Origin of the sequence: Streptosporangium sp. NPDC002524 (assembly GCF_040295985.1) — a bacterium.
Lineage (GTDB): Bacteria > Actinomycetota > Actinomycetes > Streptosporangiales > Streptosporangiaceae > Streptosporangium.
The window spans coordinates 283,767-301,981 of the sequence record NZ_JBEOWK010000011.1 but is presented as its reverse complement, the minus strand read 5'-3'; the positions used below and the strand labels follow the sequence as shown (position 1 = coordinate 301,981).

Below are 18,215 nucleotides of genomic sequence, written 5' to 3'. Positions count from 1 at the left end.
GCGGGCGCACGGCGCGGCCGACGGTTCGACGCGACGGTAGTTGCTACGGTGAAATCCCTCTTCATAACGCCTGGGTGACGAATTTACCCATGCGTAACTTATCGCGATAACTTCCAGGCAGCCCATCGATCGTGCGTCTCCAGGAGTGACCCGTGCGCGAGTACAGCGTCCCCGTGCTGGTGGATGTCCCCGCCTCCGCCAACCTCACCGACACGGTGTTCCGGCGTGCCGTGGAGGAGCCAGACGTCGTCGCCCTGCGGCGCAAGGTCGGCGACGACTGGACGGCGGTCACCGCCGGGGAGTTCCGCGACCAGGTCGCCGGGGTGGCCAAGGGCCTGATCGCGGCGGGGGTGGAGCCCGGCGACCGGGTGGCCCTGATGTCGCGCACCCGCTACGAGTGGACCGTGATCGACTACGCGATCTGGGCCGCCGGGGCGGTCGGCGTGCCGATCTACGAGTCCTCCTCCGCCGACCAGGCCGCCTGGATCATCTCCGACAGCGGCGCGAAGGCCGTGTTCGCCGAGCTGGACTCGCACGAGGAGACCATCCGCGAGGACGCGTCCGGCCTGCCGGGCCTCAAGAACGTCTGGCGCATCGAGGGCGGCGCCCTGGACGAGCTCACCGCGCTCGGCGCCGGGGTCTCCGACGACACGCTCACCGAGCGCAGGGCCGGGCGCGGCATCGCCGACCTGGCGACCATCGTCTACACCTCGGGCACCACCGGCAGGCCCAAGGGTTGCAGCCTGACCCACGACAACCTGCTGTTCACCGCGAAGAACGTCGCTCACGGGCCGCTGGAGCGCATGTTCGTCTCGGACGAGAGGGCGGCGCTGCTCTTCCTGCCGCTCGCGCACGTCTTCGCCCGCATCGTCGAGATCGTGCTGATCGAGACCGGCACGGTCCTCGCGCACACCCCCAACATGAAGAACGTCGCCCCCGACCTGCAGGCTTTCAAGCCCACGTTCCTGCTGGGCGTGCCCCGCGTGTTCGAGAAGGTCTACAACGGCGCCGAGCAGAAGGCGACCGCCGAGGGCAAGGGGAAGATCTTCCACGCCGCGGCCGACACCGCCGTCGCCTGGAGCAGGGCGCAGGCGGCGGGCGGCGCGGGGCTGGGCCTCAAGCTCAAGCACGCCCTGTTCGACAAGCTCGTCTACGGCAAGATCCGCGCCGCGACCGGGGGCAGGCTGACGACGGCGGTGTCCGGCGGCTCCGCCCTCGGCGAGCGGCTCGGCCACTTCTTCCGCGGCGTGGGCATCGAGACCCTGGAGGGCTGGGGCCTCACCGAGACCTCCGCGCCGTCCTCGGTCAACATGCCGGGGGCCAACAAGGTCGGCACCGTCGGCAAGCCGTTCCCCGGCGTCACCATCGGCATCGGCGAGGACGGCGAGGTGCTCGTCAAGGGCCGCCACGTCTTCAAGGGCTACTGGAACAACGACGAGGCCACCGCCGAGGCGATCGACGCGAACGGCTGGTTCCACACCGGCGACATCGGCGAGCTCGACAACGACGGCTACCTCCGCATCACCGGGCGCAAGAAGGAGATCATCGTCACCGCCGCGGGCAAGAACGTCGCCCCGGCCCCGATGGAGGACCACATCCGCGCCCACCCGCTGATCAGCCAGGCGATGGTGGTCGGCGACGACAGGCCGTTCGTCGCGGCGCTCGTCACGCTCGACGTCGAGGCCCTGGAGCAGTGGAAGGCCGCCAACGGCAGGGCGGGGGCGAACCTCACCGAGCTCAGCTCCGACCCGGCGATCGTCGCCGAGGTGCAGAAGGCGGTGGACGGCGCCAACAGGTTCGTCTCCAAGGCCGAGCAGATCAAGAAGTTCACCGTCCTCGACATCGACATCAGCGAGGAGAGCGGGCACCTCACCCCGACCCTGAAGATCAAGCGCAACATCGTGATGCGCGACTTCGCCAAGCAGGTCGAGGACCTCTACAGCTAGTCACGGCCGGAGAGTTATCCGCGGGCTCCAGGCACCCTGGAGCCCGTGCGACCCTCCGCGCGTCCCCACCGGTCAAGGGGTCTCCGCGGGCTCCACAGCACCTCGACGCCCGCACGGACGTCCACGCATCCCCCGGTCAAGGATCTCCGCGGGCCCCACCACGCCACCCTGGAGCCCGTACGACCCTCCCGCGCGTTCCCACCGGTCAAGGGGTCTCCGCGGGCTCCAGGAGGCGGGCGAAGCGGGAGGAGACGAGGTCCCAGCTCCACTCGCGTGCCGCCCACTCGCGTCCGCGCTCCCCCATCGCGCGCGCCCCGGCCGGGTCCTTGAGCAGGCCGACCAGGGCCGCCGCGACCTCGTCGGGGCGGGTGCCGTCGACGACCAGGCCGGTCTCCCCGTTCAGCACGGCGTCGGGGGCGCCGCCCGAGGACCCGGCCACCACGGGCAGGCCGCTGGCGGAGGCCTCCAGGTAGACGATGCCGAGCCCCTCCACGTCGACACCGCCCAGGCGGGTGCGGCACGGCATGGCGAACACGTCGCCCGCGGCGAGGTAGCCGGGCAGCTCCGCCTCCGGCACCGGGCCGGTGATCCTCACCGAACCGCCCATCGGCCGGGCCAGCCGCTCCAGGGTCCTGCGGTACGGGCCCCCGCCGACGATCAGGAGCACCGCGCCGGGCACGTCCCCGGTCACACCGGGCCAGGCCCGCAGGAGCGTGTCCTGGCCCTTGCGCGGGACCAGCCTGGACAGGCAGACCACCACCGGCCGCTCCCCCAGGCCGAGTTCCGTGCGCACCCGTCCCCCTCCGGCCCCCGGGCGGAACACCTCGGTGTCGACGCCGGGCGCGAGCCGCACCAGCTTGTCCGCGGCTATCACCCGGGCCAGCCGCCGCCGGGTGTACTCCCCCAGATAGGTGACCACGTCGGCGTCCGCCCCGATCCTGGCGAGCACCCGGCGGCCGGCCGGGATCCCGGCCCAGCCCGCCTCGTGGCCGTGGGTGACCATGACGACGCGACGGGCCCCGGCCTCGCGCATCCGGGGCGCGAGCAGCCCGAGCGGCGCCGCAGCCCCGAAGACCACGGTGTCGCACCCGAACTCGGCGACCAGCCCGGCGGCCCGGCGCGCGACGGCGGGCGTGGGCAGCATCAGCGAGGTCGGGTGCCGCACGACGGGGTACGGCTGGCGCAGGTCGAAGGCCGCGCTCCCGGCCCATCGGGGGGCGTAGACGACGACCGAGCCGGGCGGACGGCGGGCGATGAGGCCGTACACGAACGACTGGATCCCCCCGGCGCGGGGCGGGAAGTCGTTCGTGACGACCAGCGTGCGGCTCACGGTTCGGGGAGGCCGTTCAGCCCGGCCCAGGAGCGCGCCAGGGCGATGCGCTGCGGGGTCGTGGGATGCGATGCATAAAGTACATATTCGACCAGATCTGGCGACAAATCAGAAATGTTGGTAGCCGCCAGCCGTTTCTGCATGGCGACGAACGTCGCCGGGTCCCTGGTCAGGTCCAGCGCGTGCACGTCCGCGCGGGCCTCGATCTGCCTGCTCACCAAATTCTGGGCGGGTCCCGACAGGACCGTGGCCAGGCTGAGCAGCCCCATGACCAGGCCCACCGCCCTCGGGTCGCCGAGCGAGGCGACCCCCGTCCTACGCCGTACGACCCCCGCCGAGGTCACCGCGTAGAGCAGGCACGCCCCGAACGCCGCGCCCAGGCCGCCGACGAGCGTGCCCGAGAGCACGTCGCCCGCCTTGGCGTGGCCCAGCTCGTGCGCGACCACCAGCTCCACCTCGTCCGCGGGCGCGCGGAGCAGCGTGTCGTAGACCACGATCCTGCGGGTCGCGCCGAATCCGGAGACGTACGCGTTGAGCGCGGTGGTCCGCCGGGAGGCGTCGGCGACGAGCACGTTCTCGACCGGCACGCCGTCCCTGGTGGCCATGGCGAGCAGGTCGTCGCGGAGCCGCCCGGCCTCCAGCGGCCTGAAGTCGTTGAAGACCGGCTCGATGAGCACCGGGTAGGCGAAGGAGGCGGCCACGGTCAGGACGAACGCCCCGCCCGCCGCGGGGATCCACCAGCGCCGGTAGCGCCGCGCCAGGGCGATCACCGCCAGCACCATGATCGCGGTCAGCGCGGTGCCGATGCCGGTGCTCTTGGCCCGGTCGGCCGCCCAGGCGGGCCAGGCCTGGGTGGACAGCCCGAACTCGCGCAGGTAGCTCTCCGACCACATCCCCAGGGGCCAGCGCAGGATCGCCACGGCCACCGACAGCGCCAGCACGCCGAGGAGCGCCCGCAGCCACCACGGCCCCGGCAGCCGGTCGGCGAGCCGCGCGCCCAGCGGGGTGGCGACCAGCACCCCCGCCACGAGCAGCGTCAGTCCGAGCGACAGGTAGCCGGGAAGGCTGACCAGCGCGTCGAACCTCTCGGACCTGGCGATCTGCTCGGCGGTGAAGTCGCGGGCCGGATCGGGAACGACGGCCGGAGCCCCCTCGGGCAGCGCCCTCCAGGGCGTGGTGAACGCCACGACCGCCAGCGTGACCACCCCCAGCACGGCCAGCGCCCACCCCGCCGACCGCACGCCCGAGGGCGTGTCCGTCGTGCTCAGCGTCACGTGAGTTCCTTCCTGAGGTAGTCGCGCCAGGCTCCGGTGAACTCGGCCGCCGGCAGCCCGAGCGTGCTCCCGACATCGCTACCGTAGAGCCTCACCAGGGCCTTCTCCCCGAAGCGCTCCGCGACGAACCGGCAGGCGAGCCACGCCTCCTCGTACGCCTGCGCGAGCCTCGGCGCGCCGGGGGCGAAGTCGGCCGGGCCGGGGAGCCGGGCGGGCAGGACGCCCGCGCGCACCTCGGCGGCCAGTTCGGCGGCGGCCGTGCGCACCGCGATCCCGGCGTCGCGGTAGCCCGCGTAGTCGGCGAAGCCCTCCGACAGCCACATCGGCACCCGGCCGCCGCGGGTCGCGCCGGTGGCCACGTGGGCGAGCTCGTGGGTGATCACCACGTCCCTGCCGGTCCCGGTGAGCCTGGCGTATCCCGACGGCAGGACGATCACCCGGTCCGCGGTCGCCATCGCGGCCAGGCCGCGGGTGCTCCCGGCCCCGGCGAGCGCCGCGGCCTCGGCGTCGGTGGCGGGGAAGAGGATCACCGCGGGGACCGGCCCCCAGATCGCCGCGATCGTCGCGCGGGCCCGGTCGGCCCGCGCCGCCAGATCCCGCAGGACGGCGGCGGGGACGCGGTGGCCGACCACGAGGGAGTGCTCGCCCCTGACGGTGACCGCGGCGCCCGGCCACAGGTCGCGGAGGTCGCGGGGGTCGCGGGGGTCACGGAGGTGGCGGGGGTCGCGCGGAGGTGTCCTGGCGTCGTACGGCGTCCTGGGCGGGAGGGGTGCGGCTCCGGCCAGGAGGGGTCCCGTCCCGGCGAACGGACCGGCGCTCATCAGCGCCAGCATCCCGGCGAGCACGGCGCGGCGCCCTTTCGGGACGGACATACGAGCCGATGGTACTCGACCGGCATGGAGCGGCCCCGGCCCTCCTGGTGGAGGGCCGGGGCCGCTTTCCCGTGCTCGGGCCGGTGCTCCGGCTCACGCGCGGGTCCCGGGATCCGGGCGGGGTCAGGCCCCTGGCCTCCCGGGATCCGGGTGGGGTCTAGGCCCCCGGCCGTACCGCTCCGGCGAAGGAGGACCTGTAGTGGCCCGCCAGCCTCACGATACGGACCGTCTTGCCGCTGCTCGGCGAGTGGACCATCCTGCCCTTGCCGACATACATGCCGACGTGGCCCTTCCCGCTGAAGAACAGCAGGTCACCGGGGTGCAACTTGCTCCACGAGACCTTCTTCCTGATCGATCTGTACTGGCTGTGCGTGATCCTGGGGAGGGACACGCCCGCCTTCTTCCAGGCGTATCGGACGAGCCCCGAGCAGTCGAACGCTCCGGGACCGGAGGCTCCCCACCGGTACGGATCGCCGATCTGCTTCTTGGCCGCCGAGACCGCCTTTCCGGCCCGGATCTTCTGCAGCGCCGCCCTGCTCTTCCCGGCCTTGCCCTTGGCCTTGGCTTTGGACGCGGTCTGGGGGGCGGTCTTCGTGGTGCTCTCGGCCTTCTCGGAGACTCCGGCCGCGCTGTTGACCAGGATCTCCGAGGGGCCGTCCACCGTCGCCTGCGCCGCCATGGGCCCCAGGGTGACCGCTCCGGCTGAGGCGGTCAGGGTGAGGGCGATACCGCCGAGGGAAAGGCGGAAAAGGCGCGACAGACGGGGGTTGTACGGGGTGGTAGACAGGATTTCTCCTTGGGACTTCCACTGATGCCTACCGGGTTAGCTGACGGGTTCGGGCTTGGAAGATGCCCTACGGCACAAATGCGCCGATTCACCCCTGGCCACGCTGTGCTGGGCCTTTTGGGTCCCCGGTTCCATGCCTCCTGGCTGCATGGATTCGGCGGGCCGCCGTGACGAGCCCTGCCCCCGGGTGGGGGCACGGCGGCCGGTTGGATTTCTATAAGGGACACCGGCCCGAAGACCGACATTCGCCGCGACGGCGTGGCTTGCACGTCGCGACGCCAGAAGTTACCCCGTTCTCCAACTTTCGGCAAAGCATTCGCCAAATCGGGTGACCGGATAGTCCTCTTGATCTTCCTGTTACCCCTGCTTAATGGCTATTTATGCTATCGAGATATGACTCTCGTCACACATTCGGACATCACTCCGTCAAATAGCCATTTCTGTAATATTCATCACATCTCGCTGATTGAGGTTTGAGCCTCGCGGATGGACCGTTCCCGGCCGATCCGGCCAGGCACTCTCATCGCCTGACGCACGTGCGGGCGCCGTAGATCGACTGCCGGAACTCCGCCTCGACGATCCCGAATCCGGCGGCGTCAAGCATCGGTCCGGGCATCGGTTCGGGCAGCCACCCGAAGGTGCTGTACTCGGTGCGCAGATGCTCGGCGTAGTCGTCGCGCGGGTAGCCCAGCGCCGGGTCGTCCGCCGCACCGCCGAGCCGACGACCGAGCAGGCGACCGAACACGGCGTCGGCGTACGCGAGCTCGTCGGGCGTCCATGGTTTGATCATGTCCCGACGCTGAGATCACCGCCGCGCCCGGCACATCCGGTTTCCCCCGGCGCTCCCTACGACGCGAGGCGGGGCATCATCCAATGCAAGGGGACAGGCCCGGGACGGCCCTGGGAAGCGCTAGGGGACCCCGCTCAGGGGCGGACGGCTCCGACGATGCGGCGGCCGTAGGAGGACAGCGGGACGACCTTGACGACGTCGCCGGTCTGCGGGGCGTGCACGATCCGGCCGTCGCCCGCGTACATGCTGACGTGACCGAGGCCCTCGCTGAAGATGAGGTCGCCCGGCTGGAGCTCGCTCAGCGACACCTTGCGGCTCGCGCCCCAGCTCCACTGCTCCCAGGTCGTACGGGGAAGGCTGACTCCCCCGCTGCGCCAGGCGCCCTGGACCAGGCCGGAGCAGTCCCAGCCGCCGGGGCCCGTGCCGCCGTACTGGTAGGGCTTGCCGATCTGGGCGAAGGCGAACTGCAGGGCGGCGCGGGCGTTGCCCGAGGCGGAGCCGCTGTACTGGATCCCGGGGCTCTCGGGGTTGCCCGTCCTGAAGGCGTTGAGCTCGCGCAGGATCTTCGTCTGGGCCTTGACCATCTTGTCGGCCTTGGCCTTCTCCTTGGCCAGGTCGTCGCGCGTCTCGTCGGCCTCGGCGAGCGCCGTCTTGGCCTCGTCCCGGCTGGTCCGCAGCGCCTTGGTGGCCTCGTCGAAGGCGCTCAGGGACTGGGCCCGGGAGGTGGACATCTGGTCGGCGGCGGCCAGGCCGCTCAGCAGGGCGCCGGGGTCGGTCTGGTAGATCATGCCTTCCCAGCCGTTGACCACGCCGACCTGGTAGGTGCTGACGGCCATCGTGACGAGCTCCTTGCGCAGCCCGGCGACCTGGTCGTTCTGGCGGGTCAGGTCCTCGTTGAGCGTGCGGTACTTCTTCCTGGCCCGCTTCCACTTCTCCGAGGCCTGGTTGTACTTCTCGACGACCTGGTCGGCCTGCTCGTTGAGCTTCTCCAGCTTCTTCTTGGCCTGGGCGAGTGTCGGCTTCGGCTCGGCGAACGCTCCGCTCACCGGCAACATCAGCAACGCGAGCGCGAGCCCGGCCGCCACCGGCATCCGAATCAGTCCAACCGGCAAACCCGCCACGGCCACGTCAACGCCTCCCGACTGCACCAGACCTGCGGCGAATAGTACAGAAGAAGTAATGATTGACTCACCTTTTTGCCGGGTTTGCTCCTTAATCGCAGGTGGAAACCCTTTACCCGCCGCCGGGGTGCCACTTGACGGGCGGCGACGCCCCGGCCGCGAGCGGCCCGAACCCGGCCCCGGACCTCGGTCGCGGAAACCGGCCCGACCCTGCCCGACCCTGCCCGGCCCGAACGCCGCTCGTGAGGGAACGGCCCAATCCGGCCCCCGGCCGCGCACAGCGCCCCGGCTCCGGTCGCGGTCGCTGGAAGCGGACCAGGCCGAAACGGATCGAGCCCCAGCCCCGATCGCGGGAAGCGGAGCAGACCGGACCAGACCGGACCAGACGGAACCGGGCCGAACCAGGTCGAACCGGATCAAGCCCTCGTCGCGCTACCCGCAGACGGCGATGCCGCAGACCTTGGCGGTCATCTTCCTGGCGTCGCGCAACTGGACGGTCCAGTCGCCCTTCGCGGGCTTGGCGTACTCGCCCGCCCAGAGGTAGACCACGACCGCGTTGCCCTTCCTGACCAGCACGCTCCGGTCGCCGCCCACCCCGGCCTTCCTCCCGTAGTAGACCTGGCCGGAGATCCGCAGCGCCTCGTCGCCGACGCCGGTCAGGCGCGAGGAGGCGTAGCGGTAGGAGGAGCCCGAGTCGGTCCTCGCCCCGCACCTGGCCAGGGCGGCGCGCACCTGGGCGACGGCCGAGACGGCCGAGGCGCGCGAGCCGTACAGGATCACCTGCTCGACCTTCATGAAGTCCGGCACGCCGGTGAAGGTCACCGTCCGCGCGGCCGTCCGGCCGGTCGCGGCCAGCGTGCTCCTGTCGCACGGGTTCACGGCCAGCCTGGCCTTCGCCGAGTTGACGACCTTCCAGTTGGTCTCGGGGTCGTCGTCCTTCTTGGCGGCGTCCTTCTCGTACAGCAGGAAACCCTTGGGGATGGCGGCCGTCGTGGCCGCCGCGGGGGTGGTGACGGTCGCCCCCGCGGCCAGGACGGCGAGGGTGAGGGCGAGCGTTATGATCTTCTTCATCGAATCAATCCTCCTGGGTGATCCGATGCCCGGCGACCACGAAAGGTTTACGCGCGCCCGAGACGTCTGAGAAGAAGCACCGACGGGACCGGCCTCGCGCCCATCCTGCGGACCGACTCGGCGACCTCGCGGTCCGAGGAGACCACCGCGACCGCACGCCCCGCGGGCTCGGCGCGGACCAGCTGGCGGATCAGGTCGTCGGCGATCTGGTTAGGGGCGCTGAACATCACGCGCACCCCCCTGGGCGCCGACACCGGGACCGGGCCGTTCAGCTCGGCGCCGTCGAAGACGCAGGTCAGCTCGGTGCGGGTCTGCGCGTAGAGCGCGCCGAGACCGGTGAGGAGACGGTTGCGCTGGTCGGCCAGGGTGAACGTGCCGTAACCGGTCTTGGTCACGTTGTAACCGTCGACGATCAGGTGGATCTGCGGCAGCGCGAGCAACTGGTCGAGCAGGGCGGGGTCGTCGTCGGCGAGCGCCCGCGCGGGGACCGCCTGGACCCCCTGCCTGCCGGGCGCCACCGAGGCCACCGAGTCGGCGGGGCGGTGGATGCCCGAGGGCAGGGCGAGCTCCCTGCGCAGCCCGGCGGCGGCGTCCTGCAGGGCGTCGAGCAGCATGCGTACCTTGGTGTCCTCCACACTGCGGCCCTCGCGGGCGGCCCTGCGCGTCGACTCCAGCTGCCGCTCGGCGTCGGCCAGCCGCTCGCGCAGGCGGCGCAGCTCGCTCTCCACCGTGCTCCCGGCCGAGAGCGCGGCGGCGCGCGCCTCGTCGGCCACCTCCTGGGCGGCGGCGGCGCGCGCCTCGGCCGCCTTGGTCCGCTCGCGGGCGTCGTGCAGCCTGCGGCGCAGGTCGGAGACCTCGGAGCGCGAGGTCTTGAGCTGCTCGCGCAGCCGCTCGGACTCCTCCTTGGCCGCGGTCTTCTGGGTGGCCAGCTGCTCGCGCAGCCGGGAGACCGTCTGCTCCTGCGCGGAGCCCTCGGCCGCGGCGGCCGACCGCTCCAGGTCGGCGCGGGCCGTCTCGACCATCTCCGCCCAGCCGGGCGGCCGGGTCAGGTAGGCGGCCGCGGCCACCATCACGGGCTCGGCCGCGGGCGGGACCGTGCCCTCGGCGAGGCTCGCGATCAGCTCGGGCCAGCCCTCGGTCAGCGTCTCCGCGACGAGCTCGCGGAACTTCTTGTCGGTCTCCAGCTGCGCGGCGATCGGCGCGCCGCCCAGCCTGGCCCGCTTGCGGGGGTCGAACCTGGCGATCCCCTTCAGGGGCAGCGGAACCGAGGCCGCGGGCATCGAACCGAGAATCTGGGAGGCCAGCTCCACGACATGTAAGCGGACCTGCTCGGGTAACGGACGAGACAGGCCCTCTCCGGCTGAACTCATCACGGCCCCTACTCGGATCGGTCTTCACGTCAAGGGTACGGCTACCGCACCCTGACCCCGACCTGACCGAGGATCGACCGGCGGCCGAGGGGGACGTGAACGCTTTATGGACAAGCGCTTGCTGCTGGGTTACGACTGTGCGGATCGCCTTGTGACGCACGCCACCCGGGAGAGCGCGATGGACGAGCCGACGAACGAGCCCGGCCGGCAGGCCGGGAGGACCATGCGGACCTCGACCCGCGACCTCGGGGAGTTACGGGAGCGGATGCGCTCGTGGCTCGCCGGGAGGGTGGGGTCCCCCGTCGAGGTCTCCCCGCTGTCGCGCCCCTCGGGCAACGGCCTGTCCAGCGAGACCCTGCTCTTCGACGCCTCCTGGACCTCCCCCGACGGCGGGCACGAGGTCCCGTGCGTCGCCAGGATGGCCCCGGCGAGCGAGGCGGTGCCGGTCTTCCCCGGCTACGACCTCGGCAGGCAGTACGAGGTCATGCGGATGGTCAGGGAACGCGCGGGCGTGCTCGCGCCCCGGGCCCTGTGGTACGAGCCCGACCCCGGGCCCCTGGGCGCCCCGTTCTTCGTCATGGAGCGGCTCACCGGCGACGTGCCGCCGGACGTGATGCCCTACACCTTCGGGAGCTGGCTGCTGGACGCCTCCCCCGCCGACCGCGGGCGGCTGCAGCGGAACAGCGTCGAGATCCTGGCCAGACTGCACGACGCCCCGTTCACCGCCGAGGAGCTGCGCCCCCTGGAGCTTCCCGGGACGGGCGGGACGGCGCTGCGCAGGCACGTGGAGGACCAGCGGGCCTACTACGAGTGGGCGCACGGCTCGGCGACGCCCGTCCCGCTGCTGGAACGGGCGTTCGGCTGGCTGGAGGAGCACTGGCCGGCCGACCCGGGGCCCGACGTGCTGAACTGGGGCGACGCCCGCATCGGGAACGTGATGTACCGCGACTTCACCCCGGTGGCGGTGCTCGACTGGGAGATGGCCGCGATCGCCCCCCGCGAGCTGGACATCTCCTGGATGATCTTCCTGCACACCTTCTTCCAGGACATCACCGAGTTCATGGGGTTCCCGGGGATGCCCGACTTCCTGCGGCGCGAGGACGTCTGCCAGACGTACCACGAAATAACGGGATACAAGCCTCGGGACATGGAGTTCTACGAGACGTACGCCGCCCTCAGGCACGGCATCATCATGGCCCGCGTCGAGCACCGCCAGATCCACTTCGGCGAGAAGACCATGCCCGACGACCCCGACGACCTGGTGATGCACCGGGCCCTCCTCGAACGGATGCTGGACGGAAGCCACTGGAGCTGAGTCCCCGGAGACCTCCGCGAGCCCGTCAAAAACCGAAGCCCCGGAGACCCTCGCGAGCCCACCGAACCCGAACCCCCGGAGACCCTCGCGGGTCCACCGAACCCGAAGCCTCGGAGACCCTCGCGAATCCTCCGGAACCGAGGCGTGGAAACCCGCGAACCCCCTGGAAACGGGGCCATCCAGAGCCCCTCGCGGGCCCGTGGAGGGCGCGGGTCCCCCGGCACGGCGCGCACCGGCCCGGGGGCGGCCCGGTGCGGTAAATGTCGGTCGGGGCTTCTATGGTCGTGAATCGTGGACTACGCCGTGCAGGGAACACTCGACGAGCTGGGCACCCCGCTCAGCCGGATCACCTTCGTCGTGTTCGACCTGGAGACCACCGGCGTCTCGGCGGGCGAGCACGCGATCACCGAGATCGGGGCGGTCAAGGTCAGGGGCGGCGAGGTGCTCGGCGAGTTCGCCACCCTGGTCGACCCCGGCTCGCCGATCCCGCCGTTCATCTCGGTGCTGACCGGCATCACCGACAGCATGGTGGTGGCGGCGCCGAGGATCGAGGCGGTGCTGCCGTCCTTTTTGGAGTTCGCGGCGGGGTCCACCCTGGTGGCGCACAACGCGGGGTTCGACCTGGGGTTCGTCAGGGCGGCCTGCGCCGCGCACGGGTATCCCCCGCCGGCCCACCAGGTGGTCGACACCGTCGACCTGGCCCGCAAGCTGCTGACCCGCGACGAGGCGCCCAACTGCAAACTGTCCACGCTCGCCAGGATCTTCAGCCACACCGAGCCCTGCCACCGGGCGCTCGCCGACGCGCGGGCCACCGTCGACGTGCTGCACGCCCTGCTGGAGCGGGCGGGCTCCTTCGGGGTGCACACGCTGGAGGAGCTCAAGGGCTTCGTCCGCGCGCCCACCCCCGAGCAGCGCCGCAAGCGCCACCTGGCCGACTCGGTGCCCGCGGGTCCCGGCGTCTACGTGTTCGAGGACGAGGGCGGCGACCCCCTCTACGTCGGCAAGAGCACCAACCTGCGCAACCGCGTGCGCAGTTACTTCACCGCGAGCGAGACCAGGCCGCGCGTCCGCGAGATGATCGGCATCGCCGCGCGGGTGAGGTCGATCGCCTGCGCGACCTCGCTGGAGGCCGAGGTGCGGGAGCTGCGGCTGATCGGCTCGGCCAAGCCCCGCTACAACCGCAGGTCGCGCTTCCCGGAGAAGATGTTCTGGCTCAAGCTGACCGACGAGCCGTTCCCCCGCCTGTCGGTCGTCCGCGAGGTCAAGGACGACGACGCCTCCTACCTGGGCCCTTTCAACAGCACCCGCGCCGCCGAGGACGCCCGCACGGCCCTGCACGAGACGGTCCCGCTGCGGCAGTGCACCGAGCGGATCACCCCGCGCACCAGGCGTTCCGCCTGCGCCCTCGCCGAGATCGGGAAGTGCGGGGCCCCGTGCGAGGGCCGCCAGAGCCCCGGCGAGTACGCCGTGCACGTCGTGGCGGCCCGCCGGGCGATGGAGCTGGACGCGGCCCCGGTCTTCTCCGCGATCGAGGCCAGGATGGAGCGGCTCGCCCTCGACCAGCGTTACGAGGAGGCCGCGGCCGACCGCGACCGGCTCGCCTCCTACGTCCGCACCTCGGCCCGCATGCAGCGGCTGCGGTCGCTGACCGCGATCTCCCAGATGGTCGCCGCCGCCCCGCTGCCGGGCGGCGCCTGGGAGATCCACGTCATCCGATACGGACGGCTCGCCTCGGCCGGGGTGATGCCGAAGGGCGCCCACCCCACCCCGTTCGTCGAGGCGCTGACCGCCACCGCGGAGACGGTGCCGCCGGGCCCGGGGCCGGTCCACGCGGCCAGCGCCGAGGAGACCGAGTGCGTCCTGCGCTGGCTGGAGTCCCCGGGGGTGCGGCTGGTGCAGGTCGAGGGCACCTGGAGCCTGCCCGTCTCGGGCGCTGGGCGGCTCAAGGCCCGCATCGACCGCGCCTACCAGACGGCCGAGCCGCGCCGCGCGCGCGAGGGTCGCCCGCTGCGCTGACGCCCGCGCTGATAGCTTCTGAGGCGGAATGCCGCACTCAACGAGGAGGAAACTCGTGGTCACCGCGATCGTTCACATCAACGCCGAGGTGGACCGGATCCCCGAGGTCGCCCAGACGGTCGCCGAGATCGACGGCGTGAGCGAGGTCTACTCCATAACCGGGGAGTACGACCTGATGGCCATGGTCCGCGTCCCCGCCTACGAGGAGATCGCCGAGGTCGTCCCCGGCCGGATCAACAAGGTGGACGGGGTGCTGCACACCGAGACCCACGTCGCCTTCCGGGCCTACTCGCGGCACGACCTGGAGGCCGCCTTCTCGATCGGCCTCGGCGGGTCCGACTGATCTCCCGCCCGTTCCCACCCCTCTCACCCGCCCGCGCGAGGCCCGGCGGGCCGGAAGGGAACCGCCTCACCAGCGCCGGCGGAGCCCGAGCGCGACCCGGCGGGTCCGGCGAGGGCCGGCCTCGCCCTCACCCGCGCTCCCGGAGCCTGGGCGCGGCACGAGGGACGCGGAGACGGTGACGTCACCCGCACCGGCCCCCGGACGCGGCCCGGCGGCTCCGGCAGGGGCAGAGCCCACCCCACCCACGTCGGCGGAACCCGGACGCGGCACGAAGGACGCGGCGACGGTGACCTCACCCGCACCGGCCCCCGGACGCGGCCCGGTAGCTCCGGCAGGGGCAGAGCCCACCCCACCCACGTCGGCGGAACCCGGACGCGGCACGAGAGACGCGGTGACGGTGACGTCGCCCTCGCCGCCACGGCCGCCGGTCTCGCCCGTGGTGGGCAGCCGTGCCCGCACCTCGAAACCCCCTCCGGGCAGGGTCCCGGCCGCCAGCGTCCCGCCGAAGAGGGTGGCCCGCTCGCGCATGCCGAGCAGGCCGTGCCCGGCGACCGCCGCGGGGACGGTCCTGCCGTCGTCCCGTACGAGAACGTCGAGGAAGCCCGGCCGCCAGCGCAGCGTGACGCGGGCCGAGCGGGCACCGGCGTGCCGCACGGTGTTGTCGAGCGCCTCCTGGACGATGCGGTAGGCCACCAGTTCGAGGGCGAGCCCCACCTCGGCGGGCCTGCCGTCCTCGACCACGTCCACCCGCAGGCCCCGTCCCCTGACCTCGGCGAGCAGGTCGCGGAGGTCGGACAGCCTGGGCTGGGGCGTCCTGCCCGCCGAGAGGCCGTCGAGGTCGAGCAGCGCCAGGGTGCGCTGGAGCTCGACGAGCGCCTGGCGCCCCGACTCCTCGGCCACCCTCAGGGTCTCCCTGGCCCGCTCGGGGTCCTTGTCCATGATCATCCGTCCGGCGCCCACCCCGAGCGTCATCATGCTGATCCCGTGGGCGACGACGTCGTGCAGCTCGCGGGCGATGCGCGCCCGCCTCTCGGCGAGCTGGGCACCGGCCAGCGCCTCGCCCTGGTCGGCGAACCTGGCCTCCCAGGACCTGAGCCTCAGCAGCAGGAGCCTGCGCTCCCACACCAGGCTCGCCACGGCCGCGCACAGGAGGAGCGCCGCGCACGACAGCGGGATGGGGAACATCTGCTCGGTCAGGAGGTCAGCACGCCACATGGCCGCAATCTAGAACGGCTACCGAGGGTGACACATCCGCTCGTGGGCTGATCTTGCATCCGCCCACGAGCGGAGGGCTCCCGCCGCCGGGAAGCCGGGAAGCCGGGAAGCCGGGAAGCCGGGAAACAGCCCGGCACGCCGGGGCGACCCCGGCCACCCGGCCGGAAGCCCGGCGGCCGGGGGGTCCCCGACGAGGGACAGGGCGCCCTGGGAGCCCGGCCGACCTCGATCCCGGCGGCCGAGGCTCCCGGACAAGGGTCAGGACGTCCTGAGAGCCCCGCCGACCTCGATCAGCGGTCCGAGAGACTCCCAGACAAGGGTCAGCGCGTCCTGAGAGCCCCGCCGACCTCGATCAGCGGTCCGAGAGGCTCCCGGACAAGGGTCAGCGCGTCCAGAGAGCCCCGCCGACCTCGATCAGCGGTCCGAGAGGCTCCCGGACGCGGGTCAGGACGGCTTCAGGGCCCGGCTGACCTCGATCCAGCGGTCGAGGGTCTCGGCGGCGGCGCCGGAGTCGACGGCCTTGGTCGCGCGCTCGTAGCCCGCGGCCATCGCGGCGTTCAGATCGTCACCGGCACCGGCACCGTCGCGCTCACCCTCGCCCGCGCCGTCGAGGGCGACCAGCGCGGCGGCGGCGTTCAGCAACACCGCGTCGCGGACCGGGCCCGTCCTGCCGCCGACCAGGTCGCGGACGGCCTGGGCGTTGAACTCCACGTCCCCGCCGCGCAGCGCGTCGGGCGCCGCCCTGGGGATGCCGAGGGCGGCCGGGTCGAAGACGACCTTCTCCAGGGCGCCCCGGCGCACCACCCAGACCGTGGAGGTCGTGGCGATGGTGAGCTCGTCCAGCCCGTCGTCGCCCCTGAAGACCAGGGCGGAGACCCCGCGCTCGGCGAAGACGCCCGCGACGGTGGGGAGCATCCCCGTGTCGAAGATGCCGATCGCCTGGGCGGCGGGCCTGGCCGGGTTGGTCAGCGGGCCCAGGAAGTTGAAGATCGTGGGGACGCCGAGCTCCTTGCGCGTGGGGCCCACGAAGCGCAGCGCCGGGTGGTAGACCGGCGCGAAGCAGAAGGCGATCCCGGCCTCGGCGGCGACCCTGGCGGTGTCGGCCGGGGCGAGGTCGAGCGTGATCCCGAGGTGCTCCAGGACGTCGGCGGCGCCGCAGGAGGAGGAGGCGGCCCGGTTGCCGTGCTTGACGACCCTCGCCCCCGCCGCCGCCGCCACGATCGCGGCCATGGTGGAGACGTTGACGGTGTGGGCCCGGTCGCCGCCGGTGCCGACCACGTCGACGACGGGGCCCTCGACCGACAGCGGGGTGGCCCGCTCCAGCATCGTGCGCGCCAGGCCGGTCACCTCCGCGACCGTCTCGCCCTTCGCCCTCATCGCCACCGCGAAGCCCGCGATCTGGGCGGACGTCGCGGAGCCGGACATGATCTGGTTCATCGCCCAGGCGGCCTCGTCGGCCGTCAGGTGCTCGCCCGCGATCAGGGCGGACAACAGCGCGGGCCAGGTGGTGCGCGCGTCCATGAAGGTCTCCAGGGGGGTTCCGGGGGGATCTACCGGGCGGACAGGCGGGTGGACAGGCGGCGGCGCATCAGGTCGGCGACGGTCTCGGCGAGCACGATCGGGTCGATCGGCTGCGGCACGACGGCCTCGGCGCGCGACCACTCGGCCAGCCAGCGGTCGTCGCGGCGGGCGATCAGCAGGCAGATCGGCGGGCAGTCGTGGACCTCGTCCTTGGCCTGGCGGGCCACGCCCATGCCACCGGCCGGCTGGGCCTCGGCGTCGAGCACGGCGACGTCGATCTCGCCGGAGTCGAAGTGCTGGACGACCTTGGCGTGGGTGGCGCACTCCACGATCTCCACGAGGGGCACGTCGCCGGCGGGGCGGCGGCCGATCGCCTGCCGCACCTTCTCGCGGGTGCTCGCGTCGTCGCTGTAGACGAGGACCCTCATCTTGTCGTCGGTGCTCACGGTCGCGCTCACTATCCCTCGTCGATGTATGGTCACCTGGGATGCTACCGGTCAGCCGGTCCGGAGACCCAGGCCGGAGCCAGCCCCGAGCGAATTGCCCTATACGTCCACTTTGAGGGGACGTGCGCACCCGCTATCGGGGGGTCGTGCGGCGACCCGAGCAGGAGAGCCGCAATAATGCTGCCCGTGGCGACAGCATCCGCAATTTCAACGACGACGACAGCGCACTCGTCCCGCAGACCCGACCTGGTCAGCGTGGGGACGATTGTCTGGCTGTCCTCCGAGCTCATGTTCTTCGCGGCGCTGTTCGCGATGTACTTCACCATCCGGTCGGTGAGCATCGGCCAGGGCCTGCCCTGGCCCGAGGCCCATCTGAACATCCCGTTCGCGCTGGCCAACACGATCATCCTGGTCCTGTCGAGTGTGACCTGCCAGCTGGGCGTGTGGGCGGCTGAGAAGGGCCAGGTCGCCAAGCTGCGCTTCTGGTACGTCGTCAGCTTCCTGATGGGCTCCGTGTTCGTGGGCGGCCAGCTGTTCGAGTACAGCGAGCTGGTCCACGAGGGGCACACGCTGTCGCACTCCGCGTACGACTCCGTGTTCTACCTGACCACGGGCTTTCACGGCCTGCACGTGACCGGTGGACTGATCGCGTTCCTGTTCATGCTGGGACGCACGTACGCCGCGAAGCGCTTCACCCGTGAGCAGGCGACCAGCGCGATCGTCGTGTCCTACTACTGGCACTTCGTGGACGTGGTCTGGATTGGCCTTTTCGTAACCATCTATGGCATTCACTAAGGA

General features: G+C 72.0%; 16 protein-coding genes and 1 riboswitch. Of the genes, 5 read left to right on the top strand and 11 right to left on the bottom strand.

From position 1 onward, the window contains the following. Nucleotides 1-152 precede the first annotated feature (152 nt). Entirely contained in the window at nt 153-1,946 is a 1,794-nt protein-coding gene (locus ABT053_RS21250) for an AMP-dependent synthetase/ligase (RefSeq protein ID WP_350970815.1), read from the top strand. A gap of 205 nt (nt 1,947-2,151) precedes the next feature. Here the strand turns inward: ABT053_RS21250 and ABT053_RS21245 are convergent, their stop codons facing one another. The 8 genes from ABT053_RS21245 to ABT053_RS21210 all read right to left on the bottom strand — a co-directional run bounded on the left by ABT053_RS21245 (nt 2,152) and on the right by ABT053_RS21210 (nt 10,471). Continuing rightward, complete coding sequence (locus ABT053_RS21245; RefSeq protein ID WP_350970814.1) at nt 2,152-3,276, bottom strand: glycosyltransferase family 4 protein; 1,125 nt, start codon at nt 3,274-3,276, stop codon at nt 2,152-2,154. Next, nucleotides 3,273-4,550 (bottom strand): M48 family metallopeptidase, encoded by a 1,278-nt coding sequence (locus ABT053_RS21240; RefSeq protein ID WP_350970813.1) that lies wholly within the window; start codon nt 4,548-4,550, stop codon nt 3,273-3,275. Before ABT053_RS21240 ends, ABT053_RS21245 begins: the two co-directional genes overlap by 4 nt. Continuing rightward, nucleotides 4,547-5,422, bottom strand: coding sequence for a hypothetical protein (locus tag ABT053_RS21235; RefSeq protein ID WP_350970812.1), 876 nt, complete (start codon nt 5,420-5,422; stop codon nt 4,547-4,549). Before ABT053_RS21235 ends, ABT053_RS21240 begins: the two co-directional genes overlap by 4 nt. Nucleotides 5,423-5,579: 157 nt before the next feature. Beyond that, nucleotides 5,580-6,101, bottom strand: a complete 522-nt coding sequence (locus ABT053_RS21230) for a C40 family peptidase (RefSeq protein WP_350970811.1) — start codon at nt 6,099-6,101, stop codon at nt 5,580-5,582. A 118-nt stretch (nt 6,102-6,219) separates the two neighbouring features. After that, a riboswitch (cyclic di-AMP (ydaO/yuaA leader) is annotated at nt 6,220-6,379 on the bottom strand. Between the two features lie 350 nt (nt 6,380-6,729). Continuing rightward, a complete protein-coding gene (locus ABT053_RS21225; protein WP_350970810.1) occupies nt 6,730-6,999 on the bottom strand; it encodes a hypothetical protein in 270 nt (89 codons plus the stop codon). Between the two features lie 134 nt (nt 7,000-7,133). Continuing rightward, the gene (locus tag ABT053_RS21220; RefSeq protein ID WP_350970809.1) at nt 7,134-8,090 is read right to left on the bottom strand and encodes a C40 family peptidase; all 957 of its coding nucleotides are present in this window, start codon (nt 8,088-8,090) and stop codon (nt 7,134-7,136) included. Nucleotides 8,091-8,552: 462 nt separating this feature from the next. Further along, nucleotides 8,553-9,191: a hypothetical protein gene (locus tag ABT053_RS21215; RefSeq protein WP_350970808.1), complete on the bottom strand. Its 639-nt coding sequence runs from the start codon at nt 9,189-9,191 to the stop codon at nt 8,553-8,555. 47 nt (nt 9,192-9,238) lie between these two features. Beyond that, complete coding sequence (locus ABT053_RS21210; protein WP_350970807.1) at nt 9,239-10,471, bottom strand: NYN domain-containing protein; 1,233 nt, start codon at nt 10,469-10,471, stop codon at nt 9,239-9,241. A gap of 268 nt (nt 10,472-10,739) precedes the next feature. Between ABT053_RS21210 and ABT053_RS21205 the strand changes: the two genes are divergently transcribed. From ABT053_RS21205 to ABT053_RS21195, 3 genes are all read left to right on the top strand, one after another. Continuing rightward, on the top strand, nt 10,740-11,876 hold the full coding sequence (locus tag ABT053_RS21205; protein WP_350970806.1) for a phosphotransferase family protein: 1,137 nt from the start codon (nt 10,740-10,742) through the stop codon (nt 11,874-11,876). Between the two features lie 291 nt (nt 11,877-12,167). After that, nucleotides 12,168-13,892: a DEDD exonuclease domain-containing protein gene (locus ABT053_RS21200; protein WP_350970805.1), complete on the top strand. Its 1,725-nt coding sequence runs from the start codon at nt 12,168-12,170 to the stop codon at nt 13,890-13,892. A 55-nt stretch (nt 13,893-13,947) separates the two neighbouring features. After that, on the top strand, nt 13,948-14,235 hold the full coding sequence (locus ABT053_RS21195; protein WP_350970804.1) for an Lrp/AsnC family transcriptional regulator: 288 nt from the start codon (nt 13,948-13,950) through the stop codon (nt 14,233-14,235). 66 nt (nt 14,236-14,301) lie between these two features. Here the strand turns inward: ABT053_RS21195 and ABT053_RS21190 are convergent, their stop codons facing one another. The 3 genes from ABT053_RS21190 to ABT053_RS21180 all read right to left on the bottom strand — a co-directional run bounded on the left by ABT053_RS21190 (nt 14,302) and on the right by ABT053_RS21180 (nt 17,399). Beyond that, the gene (locus ABT053_RS21190) at nt 14,302-15,450 is read right to left on the bottom strand and encodes a sensor histidine kinase (protein ID WP_350970803.1); all 1,149 of its coding nucleotides are present in this window, start codon (nt 15,448-15,450) and stop codon (nt 14,302-14,304) included. Nucleotides 15,451-15,894: 444 nt separating this feature from the next. Further along, nucleotides 15,895-16,971, bottom strand: a complete 1,077-nt coding sequence (trpD, locus tag ABT053_RS21185; protein ID WP_350970802.1) for an anthranilate phosphoribosyltransferase — start codon at nt 16,969-16,971, stop codon at nt 15,895-15,897. Nucleotides 16,972-17,000: 29 nt separating this feature from the next. Next, on the bottom strand, nt 17,001-17,399 hold the full coding sequence (locus ABT053_RS21180) for a DNA-binding transcriptional response regulator (protein ID WP_350970846.1): 399 nt from the start codon (nt 17,397-17,399) through the stop codon (nt 17,001-17,003). Between the two features lie 195 nt (nt 17,400-17,594). On the opposite strand from ABT053_RS21180, the gene ctaE reads away from it, so the two are divergent. Next, nucleotides 17,595-18,212, top strand: coding sequence for an aa3-type cytochrome oxidase subunit III (gene ctaE, locus ABT053_RS21175; protein ID WP_350970801.1), 618 nt, complete (start codon nt 17,595-17,597; stop codon nt 18,210-18,212). Nucleotides 18,213-18,215: the final 3 nt, after the last annotated feature.

Excerpts from the sequence above, each read along its gene's own strand:
- ctaE (WP_350970801.1), top strand. The coding sequence starts at position 17,595 with ATGCTGCCCGTGGCGACAGCATCCGCAATTTCAACGACGACGACAGCG.
- ABT053_RS21190 (WP_350970803.1), bottom strand. The coding sequence starts at position 15,450 with ATGTGGCGTGCTGACCTCCTGACCGAGCAGATGTTCCCCATCCCGCTG.
- ABT053_RS21210 (WP_350970807.1), bottom strand. The coding sequence starts at position 10,471 with ATGCCCGCGGCCTCGGTTCCGCTGCCCCTGAAGGGGATCGCCAGGTTC.
- ABT053_RS21205 (WP_350970806.1), top strand. The coding sequence starts at position 10,740 with ATGGACGAGCCGACGAACGAGCCCGGCCGGCAGGCCGGGAGGACCATG.
- ABT053_RS21225 (WP_350970810.1), bottom strand. The coding sequence starts at position 6,999 with ATGATCAAACCATGGACGCCCGACGAGCTCGCGTACGCCGACGCCGTG.
- trpD (WP_350970802.1), bottom strand. The coding sequence starts at position 16,971 with ATGGACGCGCGCACCACCTGGCCCGCGCTGTTGTCCGCCCTGATCGCG.
- ABT053_RS21235 (WP_350970812.1), bottom strand. The coding sequence starts at position 5,422 with ATGTCCGTCCCGAAAGGGCGCCGCGCCGTGCTCGCCGGGATGCTGGCG.
- ABT053_RS21220 (WP_350970809.1), bottom strand. The coding sequence starts at position 8,090 with ATGCCGGTGGCGGCCGGGCTCGCGCTCGCGTTGCTGATGTTGCCGGTG.
- ABT053_RS21230 (WP_350970811.1), bottom strand. The coding sequence starts at position 6,101 with ATGGCGGCGCAGGCGACGGTGGACGGCCCCTCGGAGATCCTGGTCAAC.
- ABT053_RS21180 (WP_350970846.1), bottom strand. The coding sequence starts at position 17,399 with ATGAGGGTCCTCGTCTACAGCGACGACGCGAGCACCCGCGAGAAGGTG.
- ABT053_RS21215 (WP_350970808.1), bottom strand. The coding sequence starts at position 9,191 with ATGAAGAAGATCATAACGCTCGCCCTCACCCTCGCCGTCCTGGCCGCG.